This window comes from Paenibacillus sp. P13VS (assembly GCF_015143645.1).
Lineage (GTDB): Bacteria > Bacillota > Bacilli > Paenibacillales > Paenibacillaceae > Paenibacillus > Paenibacillus xylanilyticus_A.
This window is the reverse complement of sequence record NZ_WYEV01000003.1, coordinates 565001-584629: the sequence shown is the minus strand read 5'-3', so window position 1 is coordinate 584629 and position 19629 is coordinate 565001. Positions and strand designations below refer to the sequence as shown.

The window sequence follows — 19629 nt, the reverse complement described above, 5'->3', positions numbered from 1 at the left end:
ATTAAGAGGGCAGTTGTTTCTCTTGCCATTCCTTAAACCATAGTTGAATATCGTTTCCTGGGAGAATATCGTATTCTTCTTTTAGTCGTGTCGTGAGTTCTTGATAACACTCTATCGTTTTCTGTGGCTCGTTCAATTTGTCATACAGCTTCATTAAGGCAAACGAAGACTTTTCCTCTAATGAATAGAGGCGGTGAATTTGCAAGTATGTAGTCAACGCATCGCCAAATCTCTGCTGATCCTCATACCAACTGCCGACACTTAGAGCTGTGTTTAGCCATAATTGTTTAAGTCTATGTCTTTCTGCCTCTGCCCACCAATAATCGTATTCCTGCAAATACTCACCCGTATAGCTGTTTATCTTCTCCAGATGAAGCTCCAGGTTCTCCTCTGAAATATCGATGGTTTGCATCGAATCTTCCCATAGTGATACGTCCAAAATGATATCGTCCAGCTCCAACAAATATCCTTCATTTGCACTCTTAATCTGAAATCTCTTGCCATATGCAGTAAGCGTTTTGCGAATATGATAAATGGTTGTATATAACTGTGAGTAGGCCTTGTTCACATCTGTATTGCTCCACAATAAGTCAACGATAAACGATTTACGAACAAGCTGTCCCCTATGCTGAAGCAGATACAGGAAAAGCTCCTGTGCTCTGAAGGTTCTCCATTGCATCAACGTAAATTGTCCAGGCGATTGTGGCTCCTCAATCATGACTTGTTTGAACATGGTCATCCTGAGGGGTTGATGGGGATCAGGGTTCTCCAATCTGGCGGTACTCTTGCCCAATATGCGATTCATTGTTTTGGACAACCGATCGAAGCGAACCGGCTTCACAATGTAATCTATGGCGTTTAATTCGAAAGCGTCCACAGCGTATTCCTGATAGGCCGTAACAAATACCACCATCAGGTCAGGGTTATACTCCAACAAGCGTTCCGCCAGTTCAATACCATTGATCTCAGGTAACTCTATATCAATAAAGGCTATATCCACTTTGGCATGTTCAACGATATCCAAGGCATCGTAAGGGTTTGTGAATTTACCGATAATATCAAGGCTGAAGTTTTCCATCTTAAGTAGTTGAAGCTCCAAATAAGACAACGCTAAAACTTCATCGTCAATAAGAATAGCTTTCATGTAAAAATATACTCCTTATTAGCGTTTATTTAGTTATATCGATTTTAACATGGATGTTGAAAAATGGAATAAAAACTCGAATGATGTAGCAAAGTTAGTCGTATATCTTGAGTTTAGGAACGGTGGGGCTGATTGAAATGTTGGTCCTTTTTAGTAGAACACCAATTAATTGTTATAGATCCTTTCCATCAGGATGGCTCGCTCAGAGAAGACCTGATATTGCGGAGCTGCATCCTCTATACGAGAGACTTAAGGAACGGAACAAAGCGCTTGGCGTATCCAGTGATTAAGTGAAAACTTGGAATTTTCTGAAGTGTGAATTCATAGAAAATAATGAACAAAGTAAATTATATTTTATGTTGTCAAAATGATCTGGGTCGTGGTAACTTAAGAGCAGTAATTAAATGGAAAATTAAAAATGGTTTACATGGAGGAGCCTGCACACTGCGGGCTCTTTTTGTCTTTTTTCCCTTATCAGCGATGTTAACACTCATTATAGAGGAGGTTTGTATTTGAAGGTCGGACAGAAGAACATCTTCTGTCTGGAGAGTGGCCTGATGGAACAGTGTTTCGCAAGATTATACGTTTATTATAGGAATCGAAACGGGAGGACTTTTTATGATCGATGTGCGCAATCTTACTTTTACTTATCCGGGGCTAAGGGAGCCTACGATTCGAAGCATGGATTTCTATATTCCAAAAGGTGAAATTTTTGGCTTTCTGGGTCCTTCAGGAGCTGGCAAAAGTACAACGCAAAAAATATTGATTGGTGTACTTAAGGGATATCAAGGCACTGTACAAGTGGCGCACGTAGAACTCAAGGATACCGGGCCTGACTATTATGAGCGGATTGGAGTGGCATTTGAATTTCCGAACTTCTACTCGAAGTTTACCGTTTTGGAAAATTTAAATCTCTTTCGATCGCTGTATACAGGGAAAACGGTAGATCAAAAAAGGTTGCTGGAACAAGTCGGTTTGGAGAAAGCGGCAAATCTGAGGGTATCCCAGTTATCCAAAGGCATGAGGATGCGTTTGAATTTTTGTCGGGCCCTGCTGAATGACCCGGATATTCTTTTTCTGGACGAACCAACCTCAGGTTTGGACCCGGTAAATGCCAAACTGATGAAAGATCTGATCCTGGAAAAAAAGAATGAAGGCAAAACGGTTCTTATTACAACACATAACATGCAAGCCGCAGAGGATATTTGTGACCGGGTAGCTTTTATCGTCGATGGACAAATCAAGCTGATCGATTCCCCGCGGGAGCTAAAGCTTCGTAAGGGACAACAGCGAATTAAAATTGAGTACCGTAAAGATGGGCAATTGGTTCATGCCGTTTTTCCCCAACATGGACTTGGCGAAAATGATTCATTTTTAAGTCTTTTGAAAACCCATACGATTGAAACCATCCATTCTCAGGAGGCTTCGTTGGAGCAGATATTTATCGAAGTTACAGGGAGAGAGCTTACATGAAATTCCTATCCGCTTTTGCCTTTGACATCAAATTTCAGTGGCGTCATGGGTTTTATATCGTATATGCCCTGGTTTGTGCATGTTATTGGATATTGCTGAACTTTATTTCGAACGATTATTTAGAAAAGGCCATCATTCTGTTAACGTTTAGTGATCCTAGTGCACTCGGGTTGATCTTGGCTGGAGGTATATTGCTTCTGGAGCGAGACCAGGGAGTTCATCATCCTCTTTTTGTTACGCCGCTCCGTACTCGTGATTATCTGTTAGCAAAAGTGGCTTCATTATCGGTTCTGTCTCTAACTGCTGCTTGGGTAATTCATATAACATCCAGTGGAATTCCACAATCTCCTCTTTTATTCTCAGTTGGAGTACTGTTAACTTCGAGTCTTATGACACTATTATCCATCGGGGTAGTCGTTCGTTACCAGACGATTAACGGGTTTATCCTGATGTCTCAGGTTTTTGCGCTTCCTTTACTACTTCCCTTGCTTGGTTTTTTTGAGCTATGGAATTCTAGACTGTTGTATCTTCTTCCAACAGAAGGCACATTAGTTCTTTTAGGTTCCGCTTTCTCTGTCTTATCGGCGAGAGAGGCTATATACGCTCTGTTTATTCTGCTCATCTGGAACTACGTAATGTATAATTGGGCCGATCATTCTTTCAAGAAATATGTTCTTGGAAGAATAGGAGAGGGGAGGACTGGAAATTGAATCGATTCCGAGTCCTTTTATTGAATGATATTCGTCATGCAGGCCATGATCCGGTCTTGATGGCTGGCTTTTTGGGACCGATACTGTTGATCTTGCTTACTCGATATGGATTTCCAATGACAGCTCAGTGGCTGGAGGCAAGTTACTCTTTCGACCTGACCGTATACAGACACTTTGCTGCAATTCTTCTTATGGTAACGATCCCCATGCTGTTAGGTATGATGACAGGTTTATTAATGCTGGACGAACGAGATGAGAATGTCATCTCCTATTATGCTGTAACTCCACTCATGAAAAGAGGCTATATTTCCTACAGGTTAACTTTACCTACAATCTTAAGTACTCTACTAACAACGATGTTTATCTTATCTGTAGGATTAACGGGGTTTTATTGGGAGATCGGGTTTGTGTTAGTGTTGTTGGCTTTGGAAGCACCATGGTTTGCACTTTTGGTTGCAGCTTTTTCAGCCAATAAAGTAGAGGGGTTAGCGTTATATAAGATTGGTTCGCTATTGTTCATTGTTGGCCCCATTATCGTTTTTTTCGTACCAGATGCGTGGTTGTGGGTAGGGGTGTGGATTCCAACCTATTGGCCAGCATTGGTTTTTTTAACAGGGACATCGGGTCATTTTTTCGCTTCGTATATTTATTTTAGCATTGGATTCTTATATCATGTTGCCATGCTAATCATCGTGATTCGTTTGTTTATTAAAAGAATGGATTAAGAATTCTCTAAGAGACGTGGTATCATCTATATAGTTTGCCATGATGACGGCCGGGAACATTGGACGAATTACAAAATTAAGGCTGCTGATGATAATATACATTTATTCGGAATTATATAAGAGCGTTTAAAAGCGGCTCATTATTCTTCTTTCATAACGAATGAAAGAAGAATAATGAGCCATAAGAGAAACATCATATTTTTCAGAAAAAGGGGCGGGTGAATCTTTTATGCAAATTCTAGTATTGGGTGCAACTGGACGAGTAGGCACTCAGATCGTTGCCAGGGCACTTAAGGAAAAGCATCATGTAACTGTATTGGTTCGTCAACCCGAAAAGTGTCAGGTAAATGATGAAAATTTAACAATCATTCAAGGTAATGTCTTGAATCAGGAAGATATTAAGCGTGCTATCTATGTAGCTGATGTTGTGTTCAGTGCACTGAACACAGACGGGACCAATACACTATCCAAAAGTATGCCATTAATCATTGAAGCAATGTATGAAGAAGGGATAAAGCGAATTATTACTGTAGGGACAGCGGGTATTCTGCAAAGCAGGCTTTTTCCGAGTATTCTACGATATCAATCCAGTGAATCGAGGCGTAAATCCACCCGCGCTGCCGAGGAGCATCACCGTGTGTACTCTCTGCTTCAAGAATCAACATTGGATTGGACGATCGTGTGTCCTACGTATTTACCGGACGGAGAACATTTAGGCGTATACCGAGTAGAGCGTGACGTTTTGCCTGAAGGCGGGACTGAGATATCCGTGAGTGATACAGCTGAATTTACCTACAAGCAAATTAAAGATGACTCTTATATCAAGACACGGGTAGGTATTTCATATTAGGTACTGTTGAGAGACAAAAAATAGTGCGATATAAAAATGAAAGCAGCTAATCACATATGATCGGCTGCTTTTGTTACGAATGATAAGTTAAAAATTGTATTGAAACTCATTTGGTTTTGTCATTAGTAATTTCAAGATTATTTAACCGATAACCCATGTAAGAACCACTACCGTTAACCAGATAAAAAAAGTTGCTCCGCAAATAATGATTTCATAAAAATGAATCTGAAATAGTTTGTATGTGCCCCTATTTTTCTGAGACAGTCCCAAAAAGTGACATTGTTGACTAATATAGAACAAACCACAAGCTACGGTTAAACCAGACAAAATAAAAGCAGATGTAGGTAAACTCATGACATATCTGGGATTACCACCTGTCTCAAGGCTTAGGTTGAAATCAAAATGTTTAGCAAGCAAAAGTGTCAGAACTATACCAGTAAACAAGAAAAGTCCTATACTAAACGGATGTGTTCTGTAATCTATTAGACGCAAAAATATTAGCATAATATTACTTTTAGGTCGAAACTCGTCCTCACTCGCATCCTCGGTATCATCATGCATGATATAAAAAAATGAATATATAATCATTCCGACAAATAGGATGGGTTGCAGCATATTAAGAGCCAAACCCCAATCAAAAATAGCCAAAAGGGCAAGGAAGGTAAGAACAAATAGAAGTAATTTGCCTCCAACTGTCTCTCGTTGCTCCCACATCCGGTTAACAAACAACTGACTATTGGTCTCTTCTTCGCTTTCTGTATCTTTTATCTTGTTTAGGTCTGGAGTAAGATGCTTTCTCCTTATATATAAGGTCCCATATGCAAGGATCATTAAACAAGCGCCAAGAAGCAAAAGAAGAAATGTCTCCTTCGGGTAAACATCATATGAATCATATGTTTTCACAACCCAAATTCCGTCCAAAATAATGATGAAAATACCAACCATAAGTACATACGGAGAAGCTTTGTATACGATTAATCTCACTCCTTTTCAGCGCAACTATGGAGGTTAGAGTGTTTAACTTTTACTCCACTTAAGAAATGATGACCCAAAGATTCCGTTGATTAATCAGTGTGAGAGAAATCTGGTTCTCTAAGATTTAGAGAATCATACAGATAATCTATTTTCAGCCGAAAAAAGTATCCATGAAAACGGAGGAACCAGTTCAGCCCTTTGTTTCGCTAGGCACATTCCCCGTATGTAGTCATATACTGACTGCATAATATTTGTAAAGGGATGGTGCAAATTGTATTACTACCACACACCAGCACATCAATATGGTGGATACACGAATGGACATAATCCGTATTATTATCCAAATTATACAGAAAGAAACAATCATTCACTAGACCAAGGATCTCATATGGGTATGGTAAATACAGGCCAGCAAGTGATGCTTCTAAAGGATTACGGAAAGAGACCTCTGGTGGTAGATATCGAAAAAGTAACTAAGCTTAATAATAATTTTCGTACAGCTTTATGGACGGGGGAACACTTCCAAGTAACTCTTATGAACATAAATGTAGGTGAAGATATCGGATTAGAAGTTCATCCGAATACAGATCAGTTTATTCGGATTGAAGAAGGTCAAGGACTGGTTCAGATGGGGGATCGTAGAGAGAATCTCGATTTTGTCGTGAATGCCTTCGAAGACTATGCAATCATGATACCTGCTGGCAAGTGGCATAACATAACGAACACAGGAAACAAATCACTTAAAGTCTATGTGATTTACGCTCCACCGCAACATCCATTTGGCACCGTCCATCCAACAAAAGCTGATGCCATGGCTTCAGAATAACACACTATTTAATCGTTATTTAACTTATTAGAGACCGCTCTATTGAATAGAGCGGTTATTTCATTACCCACATTTGTGCAATCAAGTTTAAGAAGATAATCCATCAACTACCGACTTTCGTTAATTGTATGAAAGGGGGTGCGGCATTACATTGAACGTATAACACAAAGGAGGATCTCGATATGAGTACAACAGATTCATCAGCCGTTTCTAATCAGGTGCGGGTATGGGAGGTACAGGTTGAAATTCCCACTTACGAAACAGGAAAACCTGACAAAAACCCCATGTTTCTGGAGAAACGCGTGTACCAGGGGAGTTCCGGACGAGTCTACCCGCATCCAGTCATCGATAAAATCCTGGATGAGAAAAAATCCAAATCCTATTGCATGGCCATTCTTGAAAACGAATACGTCCGCGTCGAAATTATGCCTGAAATTGGTGGGCGGATCTACCGCGCATTAGATAAAACAAACAATTATGATTTCGTGTATTACAATCGTGTTATCAAACCGGCTCTCGTTGGGCTTGCTGGTCCATGGATTTCAGGAGGTATCGAATTTAACTGGCCGCAGCATCATCGACCGAATACGTTTGGACCTGTACAGCACACGGCAACGGAGAATGAAGACGGCAGCGCAACCGTATGGGTTAGTGAGATTGATCGCATGTACGGCACAAAAGTAACGACGGGTTTCACATTGCATCCAGGTAAGGCCTATATCGAAATTAAGGCGCAAATGTATAACCGGACCTCCGAGCCGCAAACCTTTTTGTGGTGGGCCAACCCGGCCGTAGCTGTTAATGATCATACACAGACCGTATTTCCACCTGATGTTACAGCAGTCTTTGATCACGGAAAAAGGGATGTATCCAAATTCCCGATTGCTACAGGGACTTATTACAAAATGGATTATTCCGAAGGCGTCGATATCTCCAGGTATAAAAATATCCCGGTCCCGACTTCTTATATGGCATATAAATCCGACTACGACTTTGTAGGCGGTTACGACCATGGCGTACAAGCAGGATTGCTGCATGTAGCCAACCACCATATCTCCCCAGGCAAGAAGCAGTGGACGTGGGGCAACGGGGAGTTCGGCCAAGCCTGGGACCGAAGTCTGACGGATGAAGACGGACCTTACATCGAATTAATGACAGGCGTATTCACTGATAACCAACCCGATTTTACCTGGCTTCAGCCGTATGAAGAAAAGTCGTTTACCCAATATTTCATGCCGTACAAAAACATTGGCGTTGTCAAAAACGCTTCTATCGATGCAGCGGTGAATTTAGAGGTAGATGAAAAACTCCGCGTTGCGACAGTAATGGCCTATGCGACATCTATATTTGAAGGTGCGACAATTGAACTGAAGGGACGTAAGCGTACGTATGTCAATGATACGGTTACACTTTCGCCCGAGTCGACTTACAAAACGATCATTACGTTGGACGATGAAGATCAGCAGCATGACCTTATTGTCAAAGTGCGAGATGCCAAGCAAAAGCAGCTCATCAGCTATAAGCCGGCGAAACCATCCATCGAACAGATTCCGGATGCCGCCAAACCGCTTCCTCGTCCAGAAGAACTCAAGAGTACAGAACAGTTGTATCTTGCCGGACTTCATTTGGAGCAGTACAGGCACGCTACGTTTGAACCGGAAAGCTATTACGAAGAAGGATTAAGAAGAGATGGTTCTGATATTCGTCTCAACATTGCTTATGGAACACTTCTGCTTCGAAGAGGTTATTTGGAGAAAGCGGAGTCGCATTTCCGAAAGGCCATTGAGTCATTGACCTGGCGAAATCCCAATCCGTACGACAGTGAAGCTTATTATCAACTTGGCTTGACGCTCCAGCTCCAGGAACGAAATGAAGAGGCTTTCCAAGCCTTTTATAAAGCAGTGTGGTCTGCAGCATATCAGGATAGCGGTTATTACGCATTAAGCCAGATTGCTTCCCTGCGGGGTGCGTTTATCGAAGCACTGGATCTGGTAGAACGTGCATTGATTCGCAATACAAGAAACTACAAATCAAGGCTCGTAAAAACGGCGCTCTTTCGCAGGTTGGGTCGTTATGAGGAAGCTATTGTGTTTGCAGACGAAACGCTGACGATGGACATTGCGGATTTTGGTGCACGATATGAGAAATTCATGAATCTTGAAGCCATCGGGAAAACCGAAGAGGCTCATCTGGTGAAATCGGAACTACGCCGGTTGTTGAGAGATGACGCGCATAATTACTTGAACCTGGCTTGGGATTATGCAGGAAGTGGTTTCTATGAGGAAGCATCAGGTTTATTAGAAGAAATATGCTCCAAACAGAGCGGAATGACGTATCCAATGGCTCATTATACACTTGCTTATGTCTACGACAAGATGGGACTCACGGATAAAGCAGAACATGAACGTCACCTTGGAGGGGCGGCTGCCCCGGATTACTGTTTCCCGAACAGCCTGTTTGATCTAAGTGTATTGCTTCATACAGTCCATAAAAATCCATCGGATAGTAAGGCCCATTATTATTTAGGTAACCTGTATTATGATAAAAAACGAGCGGAAGAGGCCATACAGCACTGGGAGATTTCCACGGGCCTTGAACACCAATTCGCCACGGCTCACCGCAATCTTGCGCTGGCCTATTATAACAAACGTCATGACGCAGAAGCTTCATTGCAATCGCTTCATCAGGCATTTGCATGTGACAAGGATGATGCCCGAGTTTTCTACGAGCTCGATCAGCTGCTTAAGAAAATGGGCGTTTCAGCACAAGAACGATTAACGAAGCTTCAGGAACACATTCACTTGGTCGAACAACGCGACGATCTTTATCTCGAACATATTACACTGCTGAACACGCTAGGCAAACATCATGAAGCACTGTCTTTATTATTAAGTCGCCGCTTTCATCCTTGGGAAGGCGGGGAGGGAAAAGCAACAGGACAATATACACTAGCTCTCGTTGAGCTTGCCAAGCAGGAGAATGCAGGTCAATCCTATCAAGAAGCCATTTACCTGCTTCAACGGGCGCTTCAATATCCGGAGAATCTGGGTGAGGGCAAACTTGAAGGCGCGCAAGAGAACAGTATTCACTATGAGCTGGGCATGGCTTATCAGGGACTCGGACAGCTAGAAGAGGCTGTGTATCATTGGAAACTCGCATCAGAAGGGTTGGAGGAACCAGCGAGTGCGATGTATTACAATGATCAGCCACCAGAGATGATATTCTATCAAGGCCTAGCGTGGGATCAATTGAACAATTCGAAAGAAGCAAAGCGCCGATTTAACAAGCTGATTGACTACGCAGAACGACATCTGTTTGATGATGTGAAAATCGACTACTTTGCTGTCTCCTTACCTGATTTTCTGGTATTTGAGGATGATTTGAATAAGCGGAATCAAACCCACTGCTTGTTTATGCTTGGCCTTGGATTACTGGGTCTTGGGAACAAAGAAGAGGCCCAAAAACGATTTAATGAAGCGTTACAGCTGGAGCCTAACCACCAGGGAGCGCGAATTCACTTGGAATTATGTTAAGCATTATAGGGATAAATCTCATGGGCAGTAGAGTTAACCTTAATGAAATCCGGGACAATCCGTTCCGGATTTTACTTGTTTCCAAGAAACTTGGAGTGATTGGGTTGTGAATTCATTTACTTACTGTGTGTAAATCTGGTTCATATCTGGTATAATAAAAACAATAATCAGGAAATACAATGAAAATATAGGTAAAATATAAAAAAAGATGAAGAGGATAGGTGGAACGGCCCATGGCGAAAATTGATCGTCATACTTTTCAGACCAGAACCAGACATATGTCTGCCGACCTGAAGCAAAAAATTAACTCCGGCTCTTACAGCCCGGGAGAATTTCTGCCTTCTGAGTTGGCACTAACAGAACAGTACAATTTAAGTAAAAACTCCGTAAGATACGTACTGGATGAGCTTGTACAGGAGGGATTGATCGTTAAAATCCCCAGGGTGGGCACGCAGGTGGCAAAGCCTGCTTCAAGGGAAACCATTCGTTTTGGTGTATATCCCTCACTTTATAAAGAAGCAGGGATGGAGGAGCTTATTAAGCGGTTCCACGAGAAACACCCACATATTCATGTGGAGACCATTGAGCTTCCTTATATGAATTCAGACAGTATCGCTAATCTTGTCAAATTAGGGATTGTCGATGCGTTAACCATCAACTTGCAGGATATGTACCAATTCCAAGAAAAAAAGTACCTTGATTTGTTGGTCGACCAGGATCGAGACGAGACAATTTACCCTTTTCTTACAACATATTTTGAGAAGGAATCGGGTGTTTTGGCAGCACAGCCTTTCATCTATTCACCTGTTATTTTGTGTTACAACAAGGAGCATCTGAGAGAGAAGAGACTGGGTGAACCGAATAGCAGCTGGAGCTGGGATGAACTGGCGGCGCTGCTCAGAGAACTTAAGGCACCACATCGCTACAGTATCGCTTTTCAGTTATTTTCCATGAATCGGTGGCCGATTTTTTGGATGCAAAATGAGGACGATCTATCTTCGGCGGATTCCAGTCCAGCTCAGAACGGAACTAGCTTTCCAACAGAAGGATTGAGATGGCTGAGGGATCTTGTGACAGAGGAAGGCATATTTCCGCTTGCCTTGGCACAAGGTGAATTTGAAGCCGAGAAGCTGTTTAAGGAGCAGAAGGTATCCGTCATGCTAACCACATATTACATGCTGAATGAGCTTAAAAATGCGGACTTTTCCTTTGATATTGCACAGCTACCACATTTTAAGAATGATCGGACACTTCTTCTGTCAACGGCCATTGCTCTCAGTGCAGAATCGTGCCAAAAGGACACGGCAGCCTGCTTTGTGAATTATCTCCATTCAGATGAGGCACAGACCTATATTAGGCAGCAGACCTACAGTCTACCTGCAAGCAGATATATAACGGAAACCTATTCAGTTGAGCTTAAAAACAAACCGTCCAGGCTGGAGCTTCACCGTGATTATAGTTCGAAATACATGACGTATCGGGATCTGTCGATTTCCATGAAAACTCAGATTCGTTTCGGCGAAAGCCTGAAGCAGTACATGTCTTATCTAATGGATGAAGAGGGACTCGCTGAAGTGCTGCTTCCGTCTAAAAGTCTCAAGTTATAAAAAACGAATAGAAGCTTAAAAAGGCACTGCCATCAGGTAGTGCTTTTTTTATTTTATATGAACTACAAAAGAACCAGTTGACAGAAAACGTACCGTATGCTAATTTCTTATTGAAAATATGAACCACATAAGATCCAACTATGAAAGTTAACAGGGAGAGGTGAACGTATTCGGATGAAGACCGTGGCTGAATTGGAAGCAAAGCTTTCGGAGGCATCAGATCGGCTAATCAATGACTTACATAAAGTGGACGGGGATCTTCTTATCTTGGGCGCAGGCGGGAAGATGGGCCCAAGTCTTGCGAGATTGGCCGCACAAGCCATCAGAGCGGGAGGAATGAACAAGAAGGTGACTGCTGTATCCCGGTTTCAGGATCAGGAGGTGAAGAACGATCTTGAAAGCGCTGGAGTGGAGACGATTTCCTGTAATCTTTTGGACGATCACGAGTTCATGCAGCTGCCTGCAGCGGACAACATCATATATATGGCTGGCAACAAGTTTGGTACAACGGGCAGAGAGTATTATACGTGGGCAATGAATACGTATTTGCCGGGAAGAGTGGCAGAAAAGTATAAAGATTCGCGTATCGTCGTTTTTTCTTCCGGGAACGTGTATCCCTTTTCCCCGGTGGCTCTCGGCGGAGTAGATGAATCGGTATCTCCAGAACCTCTCGGTGAATATGCACAATCTACTCTGGGGAGAGAGCGAATGTTTGAATACTTCTCTCATACGTATGGCACGCCGATGCTGCTGTACCGCTTGAACTATGCCATTGATTTACGTTATGGGGTGCTGCTCGAAATTGCCCAAAAGGTCCATGAAGGCAAGTCAGTATCACTTACGATGGGGCATGCCAATGTGATATGGCAGGGAGATGCCAATGAGATTGCCTTAAGGAGCCTGCTTAAGTGCCAAAGTCCTCCCGAAATTTTGAATGTGACCGGACCTGAAACCATGTCCGTACGCTGGGCAGCGCAGCAGTTTGCCAAAAGATTTGGTATTACTGCATCGTTTGAGGGAAGTGAATCCGAAACGGCTCTACTCAGCAATGCAGCTAAGGCGTTTCGCGAATTCGGTTATCCGAGAGTAGGCTTGCTGGAAATGATTGATTTCATTGCCGAATGGGTTGAATCCAGAGGACCTACGTGGAACAAACCAACCCACTTTTCGGAGAGGAAGGGGAGGTTCTGAATGGAAAAAAAACAAGCTTCACTTACACCGGAACTGGCAGCTGCATTCCATGAAGGGTTGGTCATCCCCGCTCATCCGCTTGCTTTGAATGAACGCAGAGAGCTGGATGAAGTCTATCAGCGGGTGCTGACCAAGTACTACATCGCATCAGGAGCTGGCGGAATTGCAGTTGGTGTGCATTCCACCCAATTTGAGATTCGGGATCCCAAGGTTAACCTCTATGAACGGGTGCTCCGCTTGGCCGCAGAGGAAACGGAGCAAGCTCGCCTGCAGCGGCCCTTCATCAAAGTGGCGGGGGTTTGCGGGGATAGTGAACAGGCGACGCAAGAAGCCCGGATTGGTAAAGCTCTTGGATATGATGCGGTGCTGCTCAGTATGGGTGGACTTCATGATTGGAGTGAGCAAGACCTACTTCGGCATACGGAAAAGATAGCCGAAATGATGCCGGTCATCGGATTTTATCTTCAGCCTTCTGTTGGTGGCCGCTGGCTGAGCTTCGATTTTTGGCAGGCCTTTGCTGAAATTGATAATGTCATCGCCATCAAAATAGCTCCTTTTAACCGATATCAAACGATTGATGTTGTCCGAGCGGTTTGCTGCTCAAGCCGCCGCAATGAAATTGCACTGTACACAGGGAACGATGACAACATTCTGATGGATCTACTTACAACTTTTCGGTTCGAAACGGAAGAAGGCACCATGGAAAAAGAAATCGTTGGCGGGCTGCTGGGTCACTTCGCTGTCTGGACACATCAAGCGGTCCAGCTGCTGGAAGAAGTGAAGCGTCTCCGCAAGCCCAAGGGATCACCGTTGTCACGGGACTTGCTCACGCGAAACGTGGAGATTACAGATGCCAATGCCGCTTTTTTTGATCCTGCCCATCAGTTTGCTGGCTGTATACCGGGGATACACGAAGTTCTTCGAAGGCAGGGTCTCATGAGAGGAATTTGGTGCTTGAATCCGCAGGAGACCTTATCTGACGGGCAAAAAGAGGAAATCAATCGGGTATACCGCCAGTATCCTCACCTGAATGATGATGATTTTGTGAAGCAGCATCTGGATGAGTGGCTTAGGGTTGCTGCGCTTTCCCAGTCATGAATATCGGAATCATCGGCCTTGACAGTTCTCATGCCCTGGCTTTCACCCGTATTCTTCACGAAAGTCAGGAGACTCTTTTTGCAGATGTGACTGTGACGGCTGCATATGCGGGCGGATCTCCGGATTTTCCACTCAGCTTCACCCGTGTTAACACTTTTGCCGGCCGGATGACGGAAGAATACGGAGTGAGACTGATGCCCACGATGCAGCAAGTAGCAGAAAACACCGATGCCATCCTTATCTTGAGTGCCGACGGAAGGATACATCTGAATCAGTTCACGGCGATCTGTTCTTACCGGAAACCCGTATTTATCGATAAACCTTTTGCTTTGTCTTCAGCAGACGCAGGTGAAATCATCAGACTCGCAGAAGAGTTTCAAATCCCTTTAATGAGTGCTTCAAGCTTGCGTTATGCCGAAGCCCTGCCTGAATGCACAAGAGGAGACATCTTGGGGGCGGACGTATACGGCCCAATGCACATCGAATTTACGCAGAGACATTATTTTTGGTACGGCATCCATTCGGCAGAACTACTCTTTCAAGTCATGGGCCCTGGATGCAGGGAAGTGACCGCATTCTCTACCGATCATGGCGAGCTCATTACTGGAACCTGGAAGGAGGGGAGGATGGGGATGATCCGGGGAATCCGAAATGGTCCAGAGAACTTTGGAATAACGCTGCATAACAGAAACGCTAACCAGCATATCTCGCTTGAACCGAGCTACAAAGAGCTCCTGAAGTCGGTCATGAATTGGCTTAAAAACGGCGTGTGCACCGTGCATCCTTCCGAAACGCTGGAAGTTATCCGGTTTTTGGAGTGCGCAGAGCAAAGTCGTCTACAAAAATGCACCATCCTCATGGAAATGTGATCAAACCTTATACGTCTTGACTCCTTGCTCTAGTGAATCAGATCCACCTATCTGAAGGAGGAATGTTTGATGAAGCTGAAAAAGAGGATTTCCATACTACTTGCGATCACACTGTTGACCTCAATCCTTGCCGCATGCAGCAGCGGTACAGACAAAGGCGGTTCGACCGCCCTACCGCCCCAGGAACCCGGACAGTACGGTGATACAGGGGGGCTTACTTTGCCTCTTGTTGATGAGCCGACGACCATCACGTACATGCTGCCAAGCAATGCAAAAGACCTGGGTCCGAGCAAACTGGTTGTTCAGGAGCTTGAAAAACGGACCGGTATTAAAGTGAACTTCCAAACGTACTCCCCACAAACCTACCAGGATAAATTAAAAGTCATTGTGGCATCCGGTAAGCTGCCGGACATTTTTACAGGGCTAAAACCGGCCGAACTCAAGAAAATCGGCAAACAAAACGGCGTCGTTGCCATCAATGAATACGCAGATCAGCTCCCTAACTTCAAAAAGCTATATATGGAAGAAAACGACTGGGTCATCAAATCTTTCGGCGATGAAGCCGGCAATATATATACCTGGCCTATCTATAATCTCAATCGCAAAGTCAATCACGGATTCATGTTCAGGAAGGATATTTTCGATGAGCTTGGTATCAAGGAATGGACGAATACAAACGAGTTTTATGAAGCTCTGAAAAAAGTAAAAGAAGCTTATCCCGATTCTTACCCCTATGCCTCCAAGAGCTTGGCTAATATCTTCAGAGATTGGGCCTTCGGCTGGGGACTCGGCAATACGGATCAGTACCCTGCCTATTATGATGAAAAAGACGGTACATGGAAGTACGCTGCAGTACAGCAGGAGCATAAGGATATGCTTGATTTCATGAAGAAGCTGTACAACGAAAAACTGCTTGATCCAGAATTTTTGACGGATACGCAGGATTCCTGGACGACCAAGATGACCACAGACAAATCGTTTGTCACGTTTGACTGGATTGGACGCCTGGATCTCTTTTACAACCAGATCAAAGAGCAAAATCCAGACTATGACCTCAGGTATGCCAATCCCGTGGGACCGACCGGCAATATTAGAACTCTGCCCGAGGTTTCAGATTTCAGCGTTGCTGTTGCCAAGAACAAAAATACAGAAGCTTCACTTAAACTACTCGATTATCTGACCAGCCCATCCGGGAGCGAGTTAATGACGATCGGAGTGGAAACGGTGAACTTCGAATGGGGCGAGGACGGATATCCGGTGTATCCGGAACTAAAGGATCTTCCCCTTGTGGATATAACCGTGCTCGAGGATCGTTATGCCATGTGGCTCGAAGGAGCTTACCTAAGACCGGACCATCGAAGCATCTATTATCGTTTCTCGGAGAAAGAACAGGAGGCGCAGGATAAAATCGTGAAAGAGGAGCGTTTCGAGCCCCTTGATCCGATACTTAATTTTACGGACGACGAAACCTCCAAGATTGCCGAGCTGCAGACATCACTGCAAAAATCAGCTGAAGAATTCAACTCCAAATATATTCTTGACGCCGGCTACGGAGATGCCGAGTGGGAGAATTTCAGAGGTCAGATCAGCAAAGGCGGTGTGGAGGAACTGATGGCAATCTATAATGAAGCTCAAAAAAGATATGACGAATCCAAATAAATGAGCTTAAGACATGATTGAACTGGAGGAGGCGATGCTTGGAACGTTTCCTCCTTAGGGAAAAAGGTATTGGAGGCGATAATCTTATGGCAGACATCGGCACGGAACATTCGGCAGCTTACCATAAAGAACTGCGAAAGAAGAGCTTCAGAGGTCGGCTTAAACAGACGTGGAATCATATTAAGCGCGACAGGCAGCTGCTTCTGCTGTTTCTTCCTTGCATCCTATTTTATGTCATCTTTCGTTACGGGCCCCTATATGGATTGATTATTGCCTTCAAAGACTACAGTGTGTTTACAGGAGTGCTTGGCAGTGAATGGGTGGGACTGGAGCATTTCATCAAGTTCTTTACGAACCAAGATTTTTGGCTGCTTTTCCGGAACACGCTGCTCTTGGGATTATATACCCTTATTTTCGGCTTTCCCTTTCCCATCATGCTTGCCCTTCTGCTGAACGAAGTCAGAACCAAATGGTTTAAAAAATCTGTTCAAACCTTCAGTTATCTGCCTGCCTTTTTGTCCGTGGTCATTATCAGCAGCATGATTATCGATTTTCTCTCCCCAAACCATGGTATTTTGAATCAAATGCTGGCTGCTCTTGGTTTTGAGAAAAAATACTTTCTCGTAGATCCGGGCTGGTTCCGTCCGATCTATGTCATTTCGGAAATATGGGCGAACGCAGGATACGAATCCATCATTTATTTGGCAGCCATTGCGGGAATCAGTCCTACGCTTTATGAAGCGGCCAAGGTGGACGGTGCCAGTCGTTTCCATACGATCCGCCATATTACGCTTCCTGGATTGTTTCCCACGATGCTTATCATGTTCATCCTGAAAACCGGATCCATGATTCGCGTCGGTTATGAGAAAGTGCTGCTGCTCTATAATCCGATGACCTATGACGTTGCAGACGTATTTTCAACGTATGTATACCGCAAAGGACTGCTTGAATCCAATTACAGTTATGCAGCCGCAGTAGGATTATTCGAAGCGCTCGTTGCAATGGTGATGCTGCTGTCCGCCAATGCGATCAGCAAACGGCTGGGAGGTAATGGCTTATGGTAGGTGAGCGCAAAATATCGGTTTTTAGTGTCATGAATTCGCTGATCCTCTGTCTTGTTGCTGTAGCGACACTCTATCCCATCGTGTACATTACGGCTGTTTCTTTAAGTGATACTGCAGCGGTCGTTCAAGGTAGGGTGTTTCTTTTTCCGAAAGGGCTGAACCTTGAGGCTTATGTCGAGGTGCTTAAAAATGACACGATTCCAAGAGCCTACCTGAATTCTATTTTTTATACGGCATTCGGTACGTTTGTGAATTTACTCTTTACGGCTGTAGCTGCATATCCTTTGTCGCAAAAAGGATTTTTCGGACGCAAATTTTTTATGATGGCCATTGTCCTCACCATGTTTTTGAATCCCGGTATTATTCCCACGTATGTGGTCGTGCAGCAGCTGGGGTTAACAGATTCGGTTTGGGCACTCGTACTTCCCAATGCCATCTGGACAATGGAACTGATCATTCTTAAAAGCTTCTACGAAAACATGTCTTCCCAGATCCGCGAAGCAGCCCTGATCGACGGAGCTTCCGAATATCGGATTCTGTTTAACATTGTCATTCCCTTATCCAAGCCTGCGCTTGCTTCCATCGGACTTTTTTATTTCATGGGCCACTGGAACAGCTTTTTCCTACCGCTGATTTACTTAAACGATCCGGATAAATATCCTTTGCAGGTCGTGCTGCGGGATATGTTAATCTACAGCGCAGAAAACGACGCGGGACTTGTGGATCGTTCAGCCCTTGCCCCACAGTCGATTAAAAATGCAACCATCGTACTTTCGATGATTCCCGTTTTGCTCATTTATCCGTTTGCCCAGAAGTATTTCGCCAAAGGGGTGATGCTCGGTTCGGAAAAAGGCTAAATCGACTGAAGGAGGAGCCGTATCTAATGAAAATCGTTGCTGCAAAGGAAGGAAAGGTCGCGATATTGCAAGCGGATATACCCGAACTGAACAAACGACATGTGCAAGTGAGGACCGAATATTCCGGGATTAGTCCGGGTACGGAAATGAGTGCGATTAAAAGATCAGGCGAATCCCCGGTATACCTTGGCTATAGCGCTGTTGGGATTGTAGAAAAAACGGGAAGTGAAGTGAGAGATATTGTACCGGGAGACCGAGTGGCTTGTTATGGTGTGCCTTATGTAAGACATGCAGAAATCATTTCGGTACCGACCAATCTGGTAACTAAAGTACCTCAACATGTGAAACCAGAAGAGGCTGCATTTACCGGGCTCGGAGCCATCGCCATACATGCGCTTCGTACGGCTGACGTGAGATTCGGCGACAAGGTGCTTGTCGTTGGACTGGGCATTCTCGGTAATCTTGTGGCCCAAATCGCCGCTGCTGGTGCATGTCACACGGCTGCATACGATCTGAGCAAAGCGAGGGTACAGCTGCTTCAGGAGCAGATGGGCATTCAAGCAGGCTTTTCAACTGAAGAGGAAGTGGAGCGTTTTGTGATGAACGAAACGGGAGGTTTAGGATTCGATTCCATCCTCTTATGTGCTGGCGGGCCTGGAGAAGTGCTGATCAACAAGTCACTTGAGTGGCTTCGTGACCGTGGAAAAGTCGTGATCGTTGGTGATTTGTCCATGGAGTTTTCACGAGATTTGATGTTTCGCAAAGAAGCCCAGGTCCTTATCTCTAGAGCAGGCGGACCTGGAAGGTACGATCTGCAGTACGAGCACCACAATCAGGATTATCCCATCGGTTTCGTGCGGTGGACAGAAGGAAGAAATATGGACGAATACGTCAGGCTGCTTGCTGATAAGCGAATTACGGTAAGTCCCGCCATTACGCATATGTTTACCTTGGATGAAGCATCTGAAGCTTATGAAAATTATCAATCCGATTCGGCTCAAGGGGCACTTGCCACGCTGATCAAGTATTTTTAATGCATGAAGAAGGG

At 44.2% G+C, this 19629-nt stretch carries 16 protein-coding genes; 14 read left to right on the top strand and 2 right to left on the bottom strand.

Annotated elements, in window-relative coordinates; translation table 11 throughout:
- Window position 1: 1 nt before the first annotated feature.
- Window positions 2-1144, bottom strand: coding sequence for a response regulator (locus GUA98_RS07615; protein WP_193722608.1), 1143 nt, complete (start codon window positions 1142-1144; stop codon window positions 2-4).
- A 618-nt stretch (window positions 1145-1762) separates the two neighbouring features.
- Here GUA98_RS07615 and GUA98_RS07610 point away from each other — a divergent pair.
- The 4 genes from GUA98_RS07610 (at window position 1763) to GUA98_RS07595 (ending at window position 4902) form a co-directional block, all read left to right on the top strand.
- Window positions 1763-2617: an ABC transporter ATP-binding protein gene (locus GUA98_RS07610; RefSeq protein ID WP_153978731.1), complete on the top strand. Its 855-nt coding sequence runs from the start codon at window positions 1763-1765 to the stop codon at window positions 2615-2617.
- Complete coding sequence (locus GUA98_RS07605; protein ID WP_153978730.1) at window positions 2614-3327, top strand: ABC transporter permease; 714 nt, start codon at window positions 2614-2616, stop codon at window positions 3325-3327. Before GUA98_RS07610 ends, GUA98_RS07605 begins: the two co-directional genes overlap by 4 nt.
- Window positions 3328-3347: 20 nt before the next feature.
- The gene (locus tag GUA98_RS07600) at window positions 3348-4052 is read left to right on the top strand and encodes a hypothetical protein (protein ID WP_227779479.1); all 705 of its coding nucleotides are present in this window, start codon (window positions 3348-3350) and stop codon (window positions 4050-4052) included.
- Between the two features lie 229 nt (window positions 4053-4281).
- Window positions 4282-4902, top strand: a complete 621-nt coding sequence (locus tag GUA98_RS07595) for an NAD(P)-dependent oxidoreductase (RefSeq protein WP_193722607.1) — start codon at window positions 4282-4284, stop codon at window positions 4900-4902.
- Window positions 4903-5043: 141 nt separating this feature from the next.
- Here the strand turns inward: GUA98_RS07595 and GUA98_RS07590 are convergent, their stop codons facing one another.
- On the bottom strand, window positions 5044-5886 hold the full coding sequence (locus GUA98_RS07590; protein ID WP_227779478.1) for a hypothetical protein: 843 nt from the start codon (window positions 5884-5886) through the stop codon (window positions 5044-5046).
- Window positions 5887-6148: 262 nt separating this feature from the next.
- Here GUA98_RS07590 and GUA98_RS07585 point away from each other — a divergent pair, with 262 nt between their 5' ends.
- The 10 genes from GUA98_RS07585 (at window position 6149) to GUA98_RS07540 (ending at window position 19615) form a co-directional block, all read left to right on the top strand.
- Window positions 6149-6703, top strand: a complete 555-nt coding sequence (locus GUA98_RS07585; protein WP_227779477.1) for a cupin domain-containing protein — start codon at window positions 6149-6151, stop codon at window positions 6701-6703.
- Window positions 6704-6885: 182 nt separating this feature from the next.
- Window positions 6886-10236: a DUF5107 domain-containing protein gene (locus GUA98_RS07580; RefSeq protein ID WP_193722605.1), complete on the top strand. Its 3351-nt coding sequence runs from the start codon at window positions 6886-6888 to the stop codon at window positions 10234-10236.
- A gap of 233 nt (window positions 10237-10469) precedes the next feature.
- A complete protein-coding gene (locus GUA98_RS07575; protein ID WP_193722604.1) occupies window positions 10470-11843 on the top strand; it encodes an extracellular solute-binding protein in 1374 nt (457 codons plus the stop codon).
- A gap of 174 nt (window positions 11844-12017) precedes the next feature.
- Window positions 12018-13034, top strand: coding sequence for an NAD-dependent epimerase/dehydratase family protein (locus tag GUA98_RS07570; RefSeq protein WP_193722603.1), 1017 nt, complete (start codon window positions 12018-12020; stop codon window positions 13032-13034).
- A complete protein-coding gene (locus GUA98_RS07565; protein ID WP_193722602.1) occupies window positions 13035-14132 on the top strand; it encodes a dihydrodipicolinate synthase family protein in 1098 nt (365 codons plus the stop codon).
- Window positions 14129-15001 (top strand): Gfo/Idh/MocA family oxidoreductase, encoded by an 873-nt coding sequence (locus tag GUA98_RS07560; RefSeq protein ID WP_153978722.1) that lies wholly within the window; start codon window positions 14129-14131, stop codon window positions 14999-15001. Before GUA98_RS07565 ends, GUA98_RS07560 begins: the two co-directional genes overlap by 4 nt.
- Window positions 15002-15070: 69 nt before the next feature.
- A complete protein-coding gene (locus tag GUA98_RS07555; protein WP_193722601.1) occupies window positions 15071-16660 on the top strand; it encodes an extracellular solute-binding protein in 1590 nt (529 codons plus the stop codon).
- 86 nt (window positions 16661-16746) lie between these two features.
- Window positions 16747-17724: an ABC transporter permease gene (locus GUA98_RS07550; protein WP_193722600.1), complete on the top strand. Its 978-nt coding sequence runs from the start codon at window positions 16747-16749 to the stop codon at window positions 17722-17724.
- On the top strand, window positions 17718-18581 hold the full coding sequence (locus tag GUA98_RS07545; RefSeq protein WP_193722599.1) for a carbohydrate ABC transporter permease: 864 nt from the start codon (window positions 17718-17720) through the stop codon (window positions 18579-18581). Before GUA98_RS07550 ends, GUA98_RS07545 begins: the two co-directional genes overlap by 7 nt.
- Before the next feature lie 26 nt (window positions 18582-18607).
- A complete protein-coding gene (locus GUA98_RS07540) occupies window positions 18608-19615 on the top strand; it encodes a zinc-dependent alcohol dehydrogenase (protein ID WP_193722598.1) in 1008 nt (335 codons plus the stop codon).
- The last annotated feature ends 14 nt before the right edge of the window (window positions 19616-19629 follow it).